Annotated in this window: 19 protein-coding genes and 1 tRNA gene; 16 read left to right on the top strand and 4 right to left on the bottom strand. The window is 69.5% G+C overall.

All coding sequences use genetic code 11. The features are described 5' to 3' along the window. Positions 1-42 precede the first annotated feature (42 nt). Positions 43-1,290 carry an XRE family transcriptional regulator gene (locus tag G3I54_RS07990; protein ID WP_164612459.1) on the bottom strand — a complete coding sequence of 416 codons (1,248 nt, stop codon included), beginning with the start codon at positions 1,288-1,290 and terminating at the stop codon, positions 43-45. A gap of 160 nt (positions 1,291-1,450) precedes the next feature. Continuing rightward, positions 1,451-1,786 (bottom strand): winged helix-turn-helix domain-containing protein, encoded by a 336-nt coding sequence (locus G3I54_RS07985; protein WP_203685649.1) that lies wholly within the window; start codon positions 1,784-1,786, stop codon positions 1,451-1,453. A gap of 460 nt (positions 1,787-2,246) precedes the next feature. Here G3I54_RS07985 and G3I54_RS07980 point away from each other — a divergent pair, with 460 nt between their 5' ends. The 16 genes from G3I54_RS07980 to G3I54_RS07905 all read left to right on the top strand — a co-directional run bounded on the left by G3I54_RS07980 (position 2,247) and on the right by G3I54_RS07905 (position 14,201). Beyond that, positions 2,247-3,020 (top strand): DUF4097 family beta strand repeat-containing protein, encoded by a 774-nt coding sequence (locus G3I54_RS07980; RefSeq protein ID WP_164612457.1) that lies wholly within the window; start codon positions 2,247-2,249, stop codon positions 3,018-3,020. A gap of 29 nt (positions 3,021-3,049) precedes the next feature. Beyond that, positions 3,050-3,508 carry a transcriptional regulator gene (locus tag G3I54_RS07975; protein WP_164612455.1) on the top strand — a complete coding sequence of 153 codons (459 nt, stop codon included), beginning with the start codon at positions 3,050-3,052 and terminating at the stop codon, positions 3,506-3,508. Positions 3,509-3,598: 90 nt separating this feature from the next. After that, positions 3,599-3,916: a hypothetical protein gene (locus G3I54_RS07970; RefSeq protein ID WP_164612453.1), complete on the top strand. Its 318-nt coding sequence runs from the start codon at positions 3,599-3,601 to the stop codon at positions 3,914-3,916. Further along, a complete protein-coding gene (locus G3I54_RS07965) occupies positions 3,913-4,584 on the top strand; it encodes a GGDEF domain-containing protein (RefSeq protein ID WP_203685648.1) in 672 nt (223 codons plus the stop codon). The genes G3I54_RS07970 and G3I54_RS07965 overlap by 4 nt, the downstream gene beginning before the upstream one ends. Then, entirely contained in the window at positions 4,581-5,477 is an 897-nt protein-coding gene (locus G3I54_RS07960; protein WP_164612451.1) for a DUF2637 domain-containing protein, read from the top strand. Before G3I54_RS07965 ends, G3I54_RS07960 begins: the two co-directional genes overlap by 4 nt. Continuing rightward, positions 5,477-5,866: an RRQRL motif-containing zinc-binding protein gene (locus G3I54_RS07955; RefSeq protein ID WP_164612449.1), complete on the top strand. Its 390-nt coding sequence runs from the start codon at positions 5,477-5,479 to the stop codon at positions 5,864-5,866. Before G3I54_RS07960 ends, G3I54_RS07955 begins: the two co-directional genes overlap by 1 nt. A gap of 142 nt (positions 5,867-6,008) precedes the next feature. After that, positions 6,009-8,177 carry a cell division protein FtsK gene (locus tag G3I54_RS07950; RefSeq protein ID WP_164612447.1) on the top strand — a complete coding sequence of 723 codons (2,169 nt, stop codon included), beginning with the start codon at positions 6,009-6,011 and terminating at the stop codon, positions 8,175-8,177. Positions 8,178-8,317: 140 nt separating this feature from the next. After that, a complete protein-coding gene (locus tag G3I54_RS07945) occupies positions 8,318-8,569 on the top strand; it encodes a hypothetical protein (RefSeq protein WP_164612446.1) in 252 nt (83 codons plus the stop codon). 47 nt (positions 8,570-8,616) lie between these two features. Further along, complete coding sequence (locus G3I54_RS07940; RefSeq protein ID WP_073867655.1) at positions 8,617-8,805, top strand: hypothetical protein; 189 nt, start codon at positions 8,617-8,619, stop codon at positions 8,803-8,805. A gap of 8 nt (positions 8,806-8,813) precedes the next feature. Beyond that, the gene (locus G3I54_RS07935) at positions 8,814-9,422 is read left to right on the top strand and encodes a hypothetical protein (protein ID WP_164612444.1); all 609 of its coding nucleotides are present in this window, start codon (positions 8,814-8,816) and stop codon (positions 9,420-9,422) included. Beyond that, positions 9,419-9,688 (top strand): hypothetical protein, encoded by a 270-nt coding sequence (locus G3I54_RS07930; RefSeq protein ID WP_164612442.1) that lies wholly within the window; start codon positions 9,419-9,421, stop codon positions 9,686-9,688. The genes G3I54_RS07935 and G3I54_RS07930 overlap by 4 nt, the downstream gene beginning before the upstream one ends. A gap of 20 nt (positions 9,689-9,708) precedes the next feature. After that, on the top strand, positions 9,709-9,996 hold the full coding sequence (locus tag G3I54_RS07925; RefSeq protein ID WP_164612440.1) for a hypothetical protein: 288 nt from the start codon (positions 9,709-9,711) through the stop codon (positions 9,994-9,996). An 86-nt stretch (positions 9,997-10,082) separates the two neighbouring features. After that, on the top strand, positions 10,083-11,009 hold the full coding sequence (locus G3I54_RS07920) for a bifunctional DNA primase/polymerase (protein ID WP_164612438.1): 927 nt from the start codon (positions 10,083-10,085) through the stop codon (positions 11,007-11,009). Beyond that, on the top strand, positions 11,006-12,556 hold the full coding sequence (locus G3I54_RS07915) for a YfjI family protein (RefSeq protein WP_164612436.1): 1,551 nt from the start codon (positions 11,006-11,008) through the stop codon (positions 12,554-12,556). The genes G3I54_RS07920 and G3I54_RS07915 overlap by 4 nt, the downstream gene beginning before the upstream one ends. 284 nt (positions 12,557-12,840) lie before the next feature. Next, positions 12,841-13,044, top strand: a complete 204-nt coding sequence (locus tag G3I54_RS07910; RefSeq protein WP_164612434.1) for a helix-turn-helix domain-containing protein — start codon at positions 12,841-12,843, stop codon at positions 13,042-13,044. After that, positions 13,044-14,201 carry a tyrosine-type recombinase/integrase gene (locus G3I54_RS07905; RefSeq protein ID WP_164612432.1) on the top strand — a complete coding sequence of 386 codons (1,158 nt, stop codon included), beginning with the start codon at positions 13,044-13,046 and terminating at the stop codon, positions 14,199-14,201. The genes G3I54_RS07910 and G3I54_RS07905 overlap by 1 nt, the downstream gene beginning before the upstream one ends. 55 nt (positions 14,202-14,256) lie before the next feature. Here the strand turns inward: G3I54_RS07905 and G3I54_RS07900 are convergent. Continuing rightward, positions 14,257-14,333 (bottom strand) — tRNA-Ile (locus tag G3I54_RS07900). A 71-nt stretch (positions 14,334-14,404) separates the two neighbouring features. Beyond that, complete coding sequence (locus G3I54_RS07895) at positions 14,405-15,025, bottom strand: DUF3566 domain-containing protein (RefSeq protein ID WP_030077224.1); 621 nt, start codon at positions 15,023-15,025, stop codon at positions 14,405-14,407. Positions 15,026-15,047 lie beyond the last annotated feature (22 nt).

The raw sequence follows: 15,047 nt of genomic DNA, 5'->3' as shown, positions 1-15,047 counted from the left end.
CGGCCTCATTGCGAGGCCGCGCCCGTCCCTGGGTTGACGTGGTCAGGAAGGGAGGAACCCCGGCTTCTCCCTTCCCAGGTCTTGTAGGTGGTTCAGGTACTCCTGCGCCGTGGGCTCGGTGCTGTAGCGCTGCCGCATGACGGCCGCGAGTTCCCGACTGGTCATGATGAGCGAGGGGACGGACTGACGATCGCCCTGTAGTGCCCGCTCCCCATGGATGAGGGCCTGATCAAGGTCGCCCTCGCGCGCGGCGGCAACTCCCAGGGTCACTCGTGCTTCGGCGTTCCGCATGGGTGAGCGCTCTGTACCGTCGAAGTCAGTACCAGCCCTCAGAACCTCTTCCGCGAGCGTCCGTGCAAGCCGGTCCTCCCCGACCAGCCGATAGCAATCCATCGAGTAGAAGTCGAACTTCGCAGGGTCCACCACAAAGTGGTTGTCGAGGTTCTCGGGATGTGGCATCCCCTCAAGCAGTCGCCGCCCCTTGTCGAGGGCCACCTCAACCTGCCGGCGGTCTCCAAGACGAGCCCATGCCTTGGCTTCCTGGCCCGCAAGCTGCACGGCAACGCTGTGGTTCGGTGCTGTCTCTGCTCCGGCTTGCGCAGCCGAGATGACGCCGCGATAGTCGCCGGTCGTCAGAGCGAACCAAGCCCGCATCTCATGCGCCCATCCGGCGACCTCTGAGTGGTCGGCCTCAGTGGCGAGCGAGAGGGCGGCGCGGCGTGTCGACTCTGCGGCGTGCCGGTCTCCCATGTCGTACTCGACACAACCGACCAGGAGCGCGAGCCAGCCGGACAGCGCTAGCACCTCTCGATGCTGGGCAAGCGTGAGGCTCTTCGTGTGTAGTTCGACAACCCGGCGCAGCCACTGCCGCCCCTCGATGATGAGCTGCCCACTCGGCATAAACGGGTACTCCGAGCACAGCCGGTCGGTTGTGATTCGCAGAGCGTCGAGAGTGGCACCGTCGACGTCGGACCGGTTGAGGCGACTCACGATCTCCAGAGTCTCCATACCGCTCGCGGCCAGGATCTCCTTCTCTCCGTCTCGGCGGGAGGGTGCGGGGAAGAGCGCGTGAGTCACTGTGCCGAATACGGCCGCGATGATCGGTTGGTAGAAGTCGTTTGGTGCCTGGCCTGACTCCCAGCGCTTCCACTGGCGAATCATGCTGTCCTCTGCGGGCAGCTCCGTAGAGGCATGCGCCCGGAGGGCCCTGACCGCGTCGCGCTGCGACCAGTCGCGGGCCTTTCGTTCGGCAGCGATTCGCCGCGCCCATGCGGGCCTGTCGTCAGTCATGCGCCCTCCTCCGAGTGCCTGTACCCCGAGTCTCGCGCGCGAGGTGGGGGGACAGGGAAGGGGACAGGGAGGTGTCACCGGACATGTCCCCCACTCCGCTCTGCCGTCCCCTGGCTGTCACTTACCTCACACCCTCCGTTACTTCCATGCTGGTTGCAGATCAAGCGCCAGTCGGTTCGGAGCGGTTCTCCAGCGCTTCGAGCCGTTCACTCAACGCCCGAAGCTGGGAGTGAATTTCCTTGATGTCATCACGTACGTCGTCGTTGGGTGCAGACCCGTCGCTGACGAAGTTGCCCAGGTTCCCCGCCGACACGATCAATCCCTCGGCACGGAGCGTGGCTAGCCCGTTCTGGATGGTCTGGCTTGCGTATCCGAAGCGGTCGATCAGCTCTCGCTGAGACGGGAGTTTCTCCCCAGGCTTCATCTTCTTGATGTCGCTGCGGAGTGCGTCCGCGACCTGCACCGCCTTCGGCTTGGGCCCTCTTGTGACAGTCATGCCTTGAGGGTACCCACCACAGCGAGCTAGTGCGCATCACTCTGCGGGGGTTGCGCACCACAGCAGACTAGTGCAAGCTAGTTAGCAAGAGGTCGCCCCGACCTAAAGGGGCAATCGCTTGACCTGCAATTCCGCAGCACCAGCGCCCGGAGGGCCCCGTGAAACGGGTTCGAAGGAAGCGCCTGTTCCTTGACAACTGAATGGGGATCACGCCGCCTCTCCTCGGCCAAGTAGGCGGCCACGCGGGTCTCCGCGTGATGTACAGCGCTACCCCTTCCTGCTCGCAGCGCCTCGTGCTGCGCCGGTTGCCTCCCCTGCCCGTCCGGCCGTTTCGGCTGTACGGGCAGGGCCGAGGGGAGCCGGAAGTTACGGGTTCCACCCCGGGGCGGGTCGTCTCTCACCACAGGACCACAACCGCCCTGAACTCCTCCTTCCCTTCGCGCACTTAGGAGTGCCCGGCATGACTGTTCGTACCTTCGTTTCCGAATCGGTCGGCCCCGTCGTTCTCGGGCTGGGCCTTCCGGCAGGCAGTGCCCACGTGGAAGTGGTCGACGGCCTGTCCCGGGCCGAGGTCAGGCTCTGGACCGCTGACAGTTCGGGCCCGGCCGCCGAGGCGGTGAACGCGGCGCGCTTCACCGAGAGGGGCCAGACCATCGCGGTCGAGGTCCCCGAGATGCCCGGCAACGTGATGACGCAGAGCGTCCGAGGCAACCGGATCACGCAGACCATCGGCACCATTCACGGGTCGGTCACCGGAGCCGTCATCATCAACGGCCGCGTAGTGACCGGCGGTTCGGGTGGCATGGCCACGGTCAGCCCGATCGAGGCCCGGATTTCCCTGCCGGACCGTTCCTCGCTCGCCGTGGTCTCCACCTCCGCCGACGCGGTCGTTGACGGCGAGGTGGACCGGATGGAGTTCCGCTCCACCTCCGGCAGCCTGCGGGCCTCCGGAGCCCGGACCTTGTTCGCCTCCACCACCTCCGGCGACGTGCTCTTGCGGCGCGTCGAGGAGCGGATCACCGCCCACTCGGTCTCCGGCGACCTGGCCATCGACCTCTACGGCGGCCAGGGAGCGGAGCTGAGCACCACGTCCGGCGACGTACAGGTACGCGCCTCGCTCACCGCCTCCGGCCCCCTGCGCGCCACCAGCGTCTCCGGCGACGTGCATGTCAGCGGGGCCCGCAACCTGCACGTCAGCGCTCACAGCGTCAGCGGCGACGTCCGCACTCGCTGACTTCGTCCGCTCTGACCGAGGAGTCCGGCATGGATGCCGCTACGTTCGCCGCTGTTTTCGTCGCCCACAGTGTGGGTGATCACTGGGTGCAGACCTCGCACCAGTCGGCCACCAAGGGCAAGCCCGGATGGGTCGGCCGCCTGGCCGACGCCCGGCACGTCGCCTCGCTGACCGCCACCAAGCTCGCCGTACTGCTGCCCGTGGCCTGGCTGCTGGGACTGAACCTGTCCCTCCTCGGTCTCGTGCTCGGTCTGGGGGTGGACGCGGTGACGCACTGGTGGGCGGACCGCCGCACCACCCTCGCCCGCCTGGCCAAGTCCCTCGGGAAGTCCGAGTTCTACGAACTGGGCACACCCGCCCACCCCCTCGCCCCTGTCACCACCGAGGGCAAGCCCGCCGCGCACCTGGGCACCGGGGCCTACGCCCTGGACCAGTCCTTCCACCACCTGTGGCTTCTGGTCGCCTCGCTGATCATCTCCACCGTCTGAACCCTCTCTCTCGCCCGGGGCTGGTCGCCTCTCACCACAAGACCGCGACCGCCCCGACTCTCCGTCCCTTCGCCTCTCAGGAGATCCACCATGCGTACGTACATCGGCACCCACCAGGTGCTCAGCCCCGCCGAGTTCGAGGAACTGGCCCTGGGGTTCGACGAGTTGCCCGGTGGCCTGGACCGTGACCTGTTCCGGGGCCCGCTCACCCACGAGTCCCCCGAGGAGCGCGCCGCGCGTCTGGACGTGGCCCGCGAGGTCATCAAGGAGCTGGCCGCCGAGGGGGAGGGCGGCGACGAGATCGCCGCGTGGGACGCGCTCTACGCCGATGCGCTGACCCGCACCGTCCCCTTCCTGCGCGCCGCCCAGTCCGCCGGCCGTTTCACCGGGGCGGGGGAAGTGGCATGAGCCACGCCCTGACCGCACTGTCGGCCGCTCTGCCGCTCGCCTCCGGGTGGGCCGTGCACGGCCTTCGGATGCACCGCCGGTACGAGAGCGCCCGCCGCGACCCGCTGTCGAACCTGTGGACGCGGGACGCGTTCGAGGAGCAGGCCACCCGCCTCCTCACCCGACACCCGCACGTCGCCGTGGTCCTGGTGGACCTGGACGGCTTCAAGGCGGTCAACGACACCCACGGCCACGCGGCGGGAGACGCCGTGATCCGGGCCACCGGCGCGAGCTTCGCTGACGCGCTCAGCGGCCACCTGCGCTCGGTTGCGGGGCGGATCGGGGGCGATGAGTTCGCCGCCGCTGTCGCCCTGCCCGACCCGGCCGCCCTGCCGTGGCTGCTGGGAGGTCTGCACGGCGAGATCACCGCCCCCCTCCGGCACGACGGACGCGACCTCACGGTGGGTGCCTCGGTCGGTGCCGCGCTCTCCAGCGACGCCCCCGAGGGGCCTGCCCGGGAGCTGTCGGCGCTGCTGCGGCGGGCGGATGAGCGGATGTACCGGACCAAGCAGGAGGGCGGGGGTTGGAGCGTCGCTCCGGTGCCCGGTTCGGTCCCCGGGCTGCGGACGGTCAACGGCCGCCGCGAGGGCCGCCCCGGCACCACGAGCGGGACGGGGGCGGCAGCATGAACCGCTTCGCCAAGGGGCTGCTTGTCGCCGCTCTGGTCGCCGTGGTCGGCATGGCCTTCCGCGTCTCGTGGAACGCACAGCACGACGTGGCCCGCACGGTCGGAGCCGACGACACCGCAGCCTTCCTCTACCCGTTCGTGGTGGACGGCCTGATGGCCCTGGCCCTCGTCGCCACCCTCGTCCTCACCGGCAAGGACCGCACCTTCGCCCTGCGGGTCCTGGCCGGATACACCGCCGCGTCCCTCGTCCTCAACTACGTGCACGGCCTCGTGCCCGCACTGCGCGGCGGCGAGGCCCGAATGCAGTTGGCCGACTGGGCCCCAGCCAACTGGGCCCTCGTCCTCCTGGCGACCTCTCTTCCGGTCGGGGCCATCTTCTTCGGCTCCGACCTCGTCGCCAAGGTCCTGCACCACCGGGCCACCCGCAGTGCAGATCAGGACGAAACCCAGCAGTCACTAACAAATCGGTTGGGTTCTGACCTGCAAGAGTCGGCCCCCGAGGCCCCTCCCGCCGTGGCCGAGTCCCCGGCCCCCCAGTCGCCCGACCCGGCTCCGGTGGTCGCCCCGGAGCCGGTGGGCGGACCGGTCGCGGAAGTCGAGCCGGTGAAGTCGGCTGAGCCGCCCGTGCTGCGGCCGGTGGCCGCTGTCGAGTCGGGTCCGCGCCGGGCGACCGGTCGGGTACCGCAGGCGGCCCGCACGCCCCGATCGACCCGCACCCCGGATGAGCTGCTGGCCGACGCGCGGTCGGCGACGGCCGACTGGCCCGACGAGAAGCTGACGGCCGAGGCGATCCGCAAGGTGGCCCGTACCTCGTCGGCCAACGGCCGCCTCCTGCGGGACGCGCTGAAGGCTGAGCGGGCCGCGCGGGTGGTGGCTGAGGCTGAGGCCGCCTGATGGACAGCCACCGCTTCTACGACCCGACCGGTTCCCGCTACGGGGTGCCCACGTTCCCGTGGCGCATGGCCCCGGACGGCTATGCCACGCGCCGACAGCTCAGGGCGGCAGGGCTCAGGCCCGGTGGGCAGGACATCGCCGCACAGGTCCTGTGGCACTCGCGCCGCTACTGGCGCAAGGGCACCAGCCCGGTCCGCGTCGCCTACCTCTACCGGATCGACCTGGCCAAGACGGTCCGGCCGATGACGCCGGCCAAATGGGCGGCCCTCGCCAAGGCGAACACCGCCCGGCAGGTCTGCCCCGAGTGCCGCACCGATGCCGGATACCGCATCCCCACCTCGCTCGGCATGTGCGTGACCTGCGCGGACTCCCCGCAGCTCGCCGCCTGAGCGGGCCGTGAGGTAGGGGCGCAGAGTGCGCCCCTCGTTCACGGAATCCGGGGTCAGTATCGATTTCACGGGTCCGGCCGCTCACCTCCTACAGCGTCGGCCGGACCCGCCTCCCTCACACCCGAAAGTGGAAGGACTCCCAGTGAAACACCCTGACGACGACGAACTGTTCAACCGGCTGGAAGCCGAGATGGCCGCTGATGACGGGGCAGAAGTGGTCGACCTCGGCAAGGCCCGCGCCGCCCGTGAGTCGACCCCGACCGAACTGGCAGAGACCGACCCGACCGAGCCCGTCATGGTTGACGGACCGACCGAAGTCGGCCCCGGGTTCGTGGGCCGACTCATGGGGGCGAAGCGGCGGGCGATCGTCCCCGCCTGGCTGCGGTCGGGCAAGGAGTTCCAGACCGCCGCGAAGTGGGCTGCCGGACACTACGGCCACCTGGCCGGGTACCACGCGCTGCGCTCCCCGTACTACGCCGCCCGACTCACCTTCCAGGCTCCTGCCGGGGCGGCGAAGTTCGTGGGCGGGACGATGCGGTGGGTGGCCGACCGCGAGGGCGAACCCGTCCGCCTCGCGTCCGTCCGGCGCGAGGACGCAGCCGAGTACCTGAAGCTCTCTCGGCAGCGCGACGGCCGGGTGCGGCTGCGCACCGTCGTGGCGACGCTGGCCCTGTTCGTCGGGATCGGGGCCGCGCTCGCCATCTACGTCCTCGCCCCCGACTGGCTCCAACTCCTCACCGTCGGGGCGTTGTTGATGGCGCTCGGGTCGGCCGGAACGCAGGCCGACGCCCCGGTCATCACCCGCGCAGTCGAGATGACGAAGGCACCCAAGCTCACCTCCGACATCGTCCTGCGGGCCCTCGGCGCGCTCGGGATCACGGCTATCAGCCAGGCACAGGGGAAGGGGCGGGACGGGTTCACGTTCACCGCCCCGATCACCCGCGACGGGCCCGGCTGGCGTGCGGAGGGCGACCTCCCGTACGGGGTCACCGTGACGGATGTGATCGAGCGCCGCGACAAGCTCGCCTCCGGCCTGCGCCGCCCGCTCGGCTGCGTCTGGCCCGAAGCCGTCCCCGACGAACACACCGGCCGCCTCGTGCTCTGGGTCGGGGACCAGGACATGTCGACCGCCGCCAAGCCCGCATGGCCGCTGGTCAAGGCCGGGGCCGTCGACCTGTTCAAGCCCGTCTCCTTCGGCACTGACCAGCGTGGACGCTGGGTCGACATCACCCTCATGTACATCGCCGGAGTCATCGGCGCGATCCCCCGCATGGGCAAGACGTTCCTCCTGCGTCTGCTCCTGCTCATCGCCGCGTTGGACAGTAGGGCCGAGGTCCACACCTACGACCTCAAGGGCACCGGCGACCTCGACCCCGTGGGCGAGCGGGTCTCCCACCGGCACCGGGCCGGGGACGACGACGAGGACTTCGAGTACGCCCTGGAGGACCTGCGGGCCCTGCGCACCGAGCTGCGCCGCCGGGCCAAGATGATCCGGTCGCTTCCCCGGGACATCTGCCCGGAGTCCAAGGTCACCTCCGAGCTGGCAAACAAGAAGGAACTCGGGCTCCACCCCATCGTGATCGGGGTGGATGAGTGCCAGAGGTGGTTTGAACACCCCAAGCACGGCGGGGAGTTCGAGGAAATCTGCACCGACCTGGTCAAGCGCGGACCCGCCACCGGCATCGTCCTCCTGCTCGCCACGCAGCGCCCGGACGCCAAGGCCCTGCCCACCGGCATCAGCGCGAACGCGTCGGCCCGGTGGTGCCTGAAGGTCATGGGCCAGCTCGAAAACGACATGGTCCTCGGCACGTCCAGCTACAAGCGGGGAATCCGGGCCACGATGTTCTCCTGGAATGACAAGGGGATCCACTACTTCGTCGGTGAAGGCGCTGACGCGCGGATCGTCTCGTCCGTCTACGTCGACGCCCCCACCGCCGAAGCGATCGGGCTGCGGGCCCGCCGCCTGCGCGAAGCCGCCGGAACCCTCACCGGCCACGCCGCGGGCGAGTCCTTCGAGGACCGCGAGCACTCCGGGTTCGACCTGCTCGCCGACATCCTCGCGGTCGTGCCGGCCGAAGAGCCCAAGTGCTGGTCCGAGATCGTCGTCGCCCGCCTCGCCGACCTCCGCCCGGACGTGTACGGGGGCTGGGAGCCGGAGCAGCTCGCCACCGCGCTCAAGCCGCACGGCGTCCCCACCGGTCAGGTGTGGGGCAAGACCGAGGCCGGGAAGGGCGCGAACCGGCGCGGTATCGAACGCTCCCGCATCCTCACCGCGATTGCGGAGCGTGACGGAAAGCGGGACGCGAGCTGACCCCGGATCGCCGCTAGACCTAGCAGCCACCCCCGCTAGGTCTAGCGGCACCGCTAGCGGCCCATAGGCCGCGTGATCAGCACGCTAGTACCTAGCGCCCCACCTGCGAAAACCTCGGAAACCGGCCTGGGAGGCCCTTGATGACCCCTGCCCTGCTCGCTAGCACCCTCCTCATGTTCATCACGCTCAGTTACGCATCCCTGTGTGCGGCCTCGCCGTTCGGGAACTGCCGCCGCTGCCGTGGTTGGGGCTTCGCGATGAAGACCGACCGCAAGGGCCGGGCCAAGCGCGGCAAGGACTGCCGCCGCTGCAAGGCCACCGGCAAACGCATCCGGATCGGCCGCCACCTCTACAACGTCGCCGCCCGCCTCCACCGCAACGGCACCCGCTGACCACTCCCGCCACCGCACCGTCGACCACCCTCGGAAAGGGGCCCGTCGTGGCCGTCACCGTCTCGTTCGTCTTCCTCTTCGGAGGCGTGCTGTTCTTCCTCCTCCGCTCCAACTCCCTCGGCTGGGGATCCGCGTTCATCGCCGTGATGTTCGGGTTCTTCCTCGCCTCCACCGGAGCCTCCGGCCCCATCAACGAGCTGACCGCCGCCGTCGTCGCCGCCATCCCGAACCTGTGAGGCGTGCGATGAACGAACCTCTCGTCCAGCGTCACTGGGCCGCGCTCGCGGCCCCGAAGGTGGCCCCGGCCATCGGCACGTCGACGGTGCTGATCCTCGGGCGGATCTGGAACGCCAACGGGGCCGAACACTCCACCGGCAACGCCGTGTTGATGGTCGCCCTCGCGGCCGGAGCCGCGACCGCCGGCGCGTTCGCCGCCGCAGGGCGCAGCGGTGGTGACGGGGTCCTCGCCGGGACCGCGTTCGCCACCTCCGGAGCCCTCGCGCTCGCCGGAGTCGCCGGATACGCCGACGGGTGGTCGCTGCCGATCCTGCTGTGGGCGGTGGCCACCGCCGTGGCGTACGGGATCGCCGCCCGCTACTGGCGCACCGACCGCCGCGACCGCACCGCCCACGAACGCCACACCACCGTGCGGCGCGAGGAACACGCCCACGTCGAACGCGTCGAAGCCCTCCGTGCCGGAGCACAGATCGAAGCCGCCCGAACCGGGGCTGCGTACGCCGAACAGCTCGCCACCGCGCTCATCACCCGCGCCACCCTGCCCGGCTACGACCCCCACGCCATCACCCGCGCCGGGCTCCCCGAACTTCCCTCAATAGAAGGTGAGTTGAAGTGAGTCTCCGCCTCCGAGTGCGCCGGACTGACTGGCCCCGGCCCGCCCTGGTCCTGACCGACACCCCTCGCCCCCGCTGCCCGGACTGCCGGGGCGAGGGCGGCCACGAGCACACCAGCGTCACCGCCGAGGGGGAGTTCGACGGTACCGACTGGTACCCCTGCCCCTGCTGGGACGAAGCCCGCCGCTGGGTCCTGCTCCCGCTGCCCCGCCTGCCTCTGCGCTGGCGACGCGACCGCCACCTCTACAGCGACGAGCCGCCGTTCTAACCCGAGAGGATCACCCAGCCATGAGCACCAGCACCCGCATCAATGTCAGGCCCGCGACCCTGTTCACCCAGGTCGATGGCCGCAACTTTCACCCCGAGCCGATCAGTCTGTACGCGGCTCTGTCCGGCGTCCGTAAGGCCCGCAAGAGCCCCAAGGCCGTGGACGCGGTGAACGTCTACGCCTTCACCGGCCGCGACGGCAGCGCCCTGCACGTCGCCTACGTCCACTACGCCCGGGGTCACTGGTCGAACGCCGACGACGTGTTCGACGTGTACGAGATCCCCACCGGCGCTCTCACCGACCTGTAGCTGTGCCCGGGGCGGTCGCCTCTCACCACAAGACCGCGACCGCCCCGGTTTCTCCGTCCCTTCGCAGAAACAGGAGAACCATCATCATGACAGCACCCCACAACCCCGCGCTGCTCAAAGCAGCTCTTTCCGCCATTGAGCGCGGCTGGCCCGTCTTCCCCGTGCGGCCCGGTGACAAGCGCCCTGCCGGACACCCGGAACGGTCCTGCCCTGGTACCGGCCGCTGTGCGGAGGGCCACCGCACCCCGGAACAGCGCGCCACCCTGGACGCGGACAGCGTCGGCGCGTGCTGGGGGTCGGCCCCGTACAACGTCGGCATTGCCACGGGCCCCGCTGGTCTCCTCGTGGTGGACCTGGACCTTCCCAAGGACGCCGCCGACACCGCCCCCTCGGAGTGGGCGGGCATGGCCGATGGGCTGGACGTGTTCGCCGCCCTGTGCGAGCGCGCCGGGGTCCGGCTGCCGACCGAGACGTACACCGTGCGGACCCGCCGTGGCGGACAGCACCTGTACTTCACCGCTCCCGAGGAAAAGACGCTACGCAGCACGGGCGGCACCCTGGGGTGGAAGGTCGACACCCGGGCTTGGGGCGGGTACGTGGTCGGCGCCGGAAGCCTTGTCGGCACCGGGGGCTATGAGGTCATTCACGAGGCCCCGGCCGCCCCCCTCCCTGCGTGGCTTAGTGACCTGCTCACCACCCCGCCCGCACCGGCCCCGATGCCTCTGTCGGAGCTGTCGGCCCGGATGCGCAACGCCACCGCCTACAGCACCACGGCCCTGCGCGGGGAGCTGGAGAAGGTGCTGTCCGCCCGTGAGGGCGGTCGTAATCGGTCGGTGTACTTCGCCGCATACGCCCTGGCCCGCCTCATCCGCACCGAGGACCTGACCGAGGCCACCGTCACCGGTGAGCTGATGAGCGCCGGGCAGTCGGCGGGCCTGTCCGCATCGGAGTGCCGCACCGCGATCCGCTCCGGCCTCGTCCGGGGCGGCGCTCTGGAGGCGAGTGCGGCATGAGCACACAGCCTGTGGACAGCCAGGATCTGTGGGCCGGATTCGCCGCTCTGGACGCACAGCAGGAAGCCGCGGCTGTGTGGGACGACCCGATCCCGCTGACCGCCCGCCGCGAACTGCCGGCGTTCCCCACGGAGGTGTTCCCGGCCTGGCTCGGTGACTTCGTGCGCGGGGTCGCGGAGGAGACGCAAACGGCGGTGGATGCTGCGGGGTCGCTCGCTCTCGCGGTCCTGGCGACCGCTGCCGGAGGCCGCGCCACCGTCCATGTCCGGGGCCGGTGGCGCGAGCCGCTGAACCTCTTCGTCGTCATGGCGCTGCCCCCGGGCAGCCGCAAGAGCGCCGTGTTCGGGCTGATGACGGACCCGCTCTACACGTGCGAGAAGCTGATGGCGACCAAGGCGGCCGGGGCCATCATCGAGGCCGAACTCACCGCACGCCTCGCCAAGGAAGTCGCGGACAACGCAGCCACCAAGGCAGCCCGCGCGGACGCCGACAAGCGCGATCAGCTCATGGCCGAAGCCATCAGCCTCGGGCAAGCCGCCGAAGCCATCACCGTGCCCAACAAGCCCCGGCTGCTGGCCGACGACGCCACCCCGGAAGTCATCTCCTCACTGCTGGCGGAACAGGGCGGCAGGCTCTCCGTCATGTCGGCCGAGGGCGGGATCTTCGACATCATCGCCGGACGCTACTCCGGCACCCCCAACATGGAGCCCTTCCTCAAGGGCCACGCCGGGGACCGCCTGCGGGTCGACCGTAGGGGGCGTGAGGAGTTCATCGACTCCCCCGCACTCACCATGGGCCAGACCGTCCAGCCTTCCGTCCTGGAAGACATCAGCCGCATCAAGGGCGCGGGGGACAGGGGCCTGTTGGGCAGGTTCCTGTACTCCCTCCCCGAAGACCTGGTGGGCTATCGGGAAGTCACCCCCGAGCCCCTGGCCGAGGACGTGGCCGACCTTTACGAGGAGCGCGTCACCTCCCTGGTGATGTCCCTGGCGGGCTGGACCGACCCGGCCGTACTCCAGCTCACCCCGGAGGCCAACGAGGCTTTGGCCTCTTACGAGCGTCGGCAGGAACCGCGGCTGCGGAAGCGGGGCGGGGACCTGGGGCACATCCGGAACTGGGCCGCGAAGCTGGGCGGCGCGACCGCCCGACTCGCCGGGCTGCTCCACCTCGCCGCGCACACCGAGAACGGGCACACCCAGCCCGTCACCGCCGACACCATGCGCGACGCCATCAAGCTCGCCGACTACTTCACCGGCCACGCCCTGGCGGTCTTCGACCTCATGGGAGCCGACCACACCGCCAACCGCGCCCGCACCGTCCTGGACCTGCTCCGGGCCAACCAGTGGGCCGAGGTCAGCAAACGCGAGGTCATGACCAAGCTCTCCCGCGCCGAGTTCCCCACCGTCGCGGACCTCGATCCCGCCCTGGACCTGCTGGAAGACCACGGGTACGTCCGGGCTCTGCCCGTCGCCAAGACCGGGGGACGCGGCCGACCGCCCTCCCCGCGCTACCTCACCCACCCCCAGCTCAGCGAACCCACCGCCTGAACCCCGCCACAGAAACCACAGAATCACAGAAATAACCCGACACTACCCCTGACCTGCGACAACACCGCCCTGAGCGGTCCGGGGGCGGCTGCCACAGAAACCCGCAGAAGAACCACACAAATACCAGCCGCCCACCGGCCCCTTATTTCTGTGGAACTTCCCGCGCTTTCTGTGGCAGCCCACCCCCACCACCAAAAGCGCAGGTCAGAGCACCCAAACAGGGTTTCTGTGTATTACGTGGTTTCTGTGGCGGCCCTGGCTACGTCCCTCACGGAGGAACGTCCATGAGCACCACAGTTCAGCTCCCCTCCAACCATCAGGCCGTGACCGTTGCCGAGGCGATGGTGGCCCTTCGCATCAGCCGCCCGAAGGTCTACGACCTCATCCGCTCGGGCGCGCTCCCCAGCTTCACCATCGGCAGGGCTCGCCGCATCCCCGCCGACTCTCTCCACCGCTTCATCCGCAACCAGATCGAGGAGGCCGCCTGATGGCCAAGCGTCGCCCCAACGGCGGGGGAACCATCACGCTCCGAAAGGACGGCCGGTACCAGGGGGCCGCCTACGTCACCAACACCGATGGTCAGCGAGTACGGAAGTTCGTCTACGGCGCGACATGGGACGAGACCGCCGAGAAGCTGAGCAAGCTCCAGGATCAGGAGCGCTCGGGCATCCCGGTTCCTTCGCGCTCGTGGACCCTCGGTGAGTGGCTGGCCTACTGGCTGGAGCACATCGTGAAGCCGGAGCGCGAGCACAACACGTACGTGAAGTACGAGTCCAAGGTGAGGCTGTACCTGCTGCCCCACCTCCGCAAGAAGCCGCTGCTGAAGCTGACGCCCGCACAGGTCCGCGCCTTCATGGCCACACTCAAGCGTGAGCAGGTCGGCGCGGCGACGCGCTTCGAAGTGCTCCGCACACTCCGCAACGCGCTTAACCGGGCCATCCGTGAGGAGATCCTGACCCGCAACGTCGCGCTACTCGTGGACATGCCCAAGGTCAGCAAGGGCAAGGCCAAGCCGTGGGACGCCCGCGAGGCAGTCACCTTCCTCCGCTCCGCTCGGGCCCACCGCTTCTACGCGGCCTGCGTCCTGGTGCTTGTCCTCGGCCTGCGGCGCAGCGAGCTGCTGGGGCTGCGCTGGCAGGACATCGACTTCGAGAATCGCCACTTCACTCCGGTCAAGCAGGTGCAGCGAGAGAAGCGAGTCGGACTGGTCCTCAAGGATCTGAAGACGGAGTCGTCGCAGGCCGTGCTGCCCCTTCCCGAGTTCTGTGCGCGAGCCCTGGAAGAGCGCCGGCACCTTCAGGAGCTGGAACGGCAGATCGCGGGCGACGACTGGAACCAGGAGCCGGACCACGATGTCATCTTCTCGTCGGAGAACGGCGGGCTGACCGACCCGACCGGCTTCTCCCGGACCTTCAATGCCCTGGTGAAGCGGTCCGGGGTCCGCAGGATCACGGTCCGGCTGGCTCGGCATACCTGCGGCACTCTGCTGGCCTTCCTGAAGGTGCATCCCAAGGTCGCTCAGGCGATCCTCCGGCACAGTCAGATCAGCATGACCATGGATGTCTACACCCACGTGGTGGGCGACGGAGAGCGCGAAGCGGTGACGCTGCTGGCCGACCTTTTGGAAGATCCACTGATCGGCTGATGTCAGCCGTGGATGTCAAAGACCCCCAACCGTGATCGGTTGGGGGTCTTTTCGCTGGTGGGGCTAACAGGATTTGAACCTGTGGCCTCATCCTTATCAGGGATGCGCTCTAACCAACTGAGCTATAGCCCCGCCGCGCTGTCGCGCTGACTTCTGAAGATTAGCGCACGTCGGGGCCAGTCCCAAAATCGATACCCGGCGCGCTACTCGTCCTCGGCCAGCGTGAGCTCGACGCCGCCCACGAAGCCCGCCGACAGGTTGTAGATGAACGCGCCCAGCGTCGCCAGCGCGGTGGCCAGCACCACGTCGATCACGGCGATGACCGAGGTGAAGATGAGCACGCGCGGCAGCGACAGGAACGACTGCAGATCGAAGCCGTTGCTCTCGTTCGAACCGGTGGCCTCGCTGATGGTGCCGCCGACGGTCTCGAAGACGCCCATCGCGTCCATGACCATCCACAGCACCGCCGACGCCACCACCGTGCAGATGCCCAGCGCGATGGACAGCAGGAAGCTGACCTTCATCACCGACCACGGGTCGGCCTTGGCCACCCGCAGACGGGCCTTGCGGGTACGCGGAGTGGTCCGCGCCCCCGTGCGCGGCTTGCGCGTCGCCTGGGCGCCGCCCACGCCCTGCGCACCGCCCAGCGTGCCGCCGCCCGGCTGTCCGGGGCGCTGGCCGCCCTGGGTGCCGCCGCCGGGCGCCTGATACGCCTGGGGCGGGTGGTACGGCCCCGACGGCCCCGGTGCGGGCTCACGCTCGCCGGGCAGCGGCCCGGTCGCGTAACCCTCGTACTGGGGCTGAGGCCCTCGTGTGTCCGTCACAGTGCCCCCTTGGGAGTCCGTG

The organism is Streptomyces sp. SID14515 (genome assembly GCF_010548505.1).
GTDB classification, from domain to species: Bacteria; Actinomycetota; Actinomycetes; order Streptomycetales; family Streptomycetaceae; genus Streptomyces; species Streptomyces caviscabies.
Note: the sequence above shows the minus strand (reverse complement) of the source record. Positions and strands in the feature narration are given on the sequence as shown.

Excerpts from the sequence above, each read along its gene's own strand:
- G3I54_RS07990 (WP_164612459.1), bottom strand. The coding sequence starts at position 1,290 with ATGACTGACGACAGGCCCGCATGGGCGCGGCGAATCGCTGCCGAACGA.
- G3I54_RS07985 (WP_203685649.1), bottom strand. The coding sequence starts at position 1,786 with ATGACTGTCACAAGAGGGCCCAAGCCGAAGGCGGTGCAGGTCGCGGAC.
- G3I54_RS07980 (WP_164612457.1), top strand. The coding sequence starts at position 2,247 with ATGACTGTTCGTACCTTCGTTTCCGAATCGGTCGGCCCCGTCGTTCTC.
- G3I54_RS07975 (WP_164612455.1), top strand. The coding sequence starts at position 3,050 with ATGGATGCCGCTACGTTCGCCGCTGTTTTCGTCGCCCACAGTGTGGGT.
- G3I54_RS07970 (WP_164612453.1), top strand. The coding sequence starts at position 3,599 with ATGCGTACGTACATCGGCACCCACCAGGTGCTCAGCCCCGCCGAGTTC.
- G3I54_RS07965 (WP_203685648.1), top strand. The coding sequence starts at position 3,913 with ATGAGCCACGCCCTGACCGCACTGTCGGCCGCTCTGCCGCTCGCCTCC.
- G3I54_RS07960 (WP_164612451.1), top strand. The coding sequence starts at position 4,581 with ATGAACCGCTTCGCCAAGGGGCTGCTTGTCGCCGCTCTGGTCGCCGTG.
- G3I54_RS07955 (WP_164612449.1), top strand. The coding sequence starts at position 5,477 with ATGGACAGCCACCGCTTCTACGACCCGACCGGTTCCCGCTACGGGGTG.
- G3I54_RS07945 (WP_164612446.1), top strand. The coding sequence starts at position 8,318 with ATGACCCCTGCCCTGCTCGCTAGCACCCTCCTCATGTTCATCACGCTC.
- G3I54_RS07935 (WP_164612444.1), top strand. The coding sequence starts at position 8,814 with ATGAACGAACCTCTCGTCCAGCGTCACTGGGCCGCGCTCGCGGCCCCG.
- G3I54_RS07925 (WP_164612440.1), top strand. The coding sequence starts at position 9,709 with ATGAGCACCAGCACCCGCATCAATGTCAGGCCCGCGACCCTGTTCACC.
- G3I54_RS07920 (WP_164612438.1), top strand. The coding sequence starts at position 10,083 with ATGACAGCACCCCACAACCCCGCGCTGCTCAAAGCAGCTCTTTCCGCC.
- G3I54_RS07915 (WP_164612436.1), top strand. The coding sequence starts at position 11,006 with ATGAGCACACAGCCTGTGGACAGCCAGGATCTGTGGGCCGGATTCGCC.
- G3I54_RS07910 (WP_164612434.1), top strand. The coding sequence starts at position 12,841 with ATGAGCACCACAGTTCAGCTCCCCTCCAACCATCAGGCCGTGACCGTT.
- G3I54_RS07905 (WP_164612432.1), top strand. The coding sequence starts at position 13,044 with ATGGCCAAGCGTCGCCCCAACGGCGGGGGAACCATCACGCTCCGAAAG.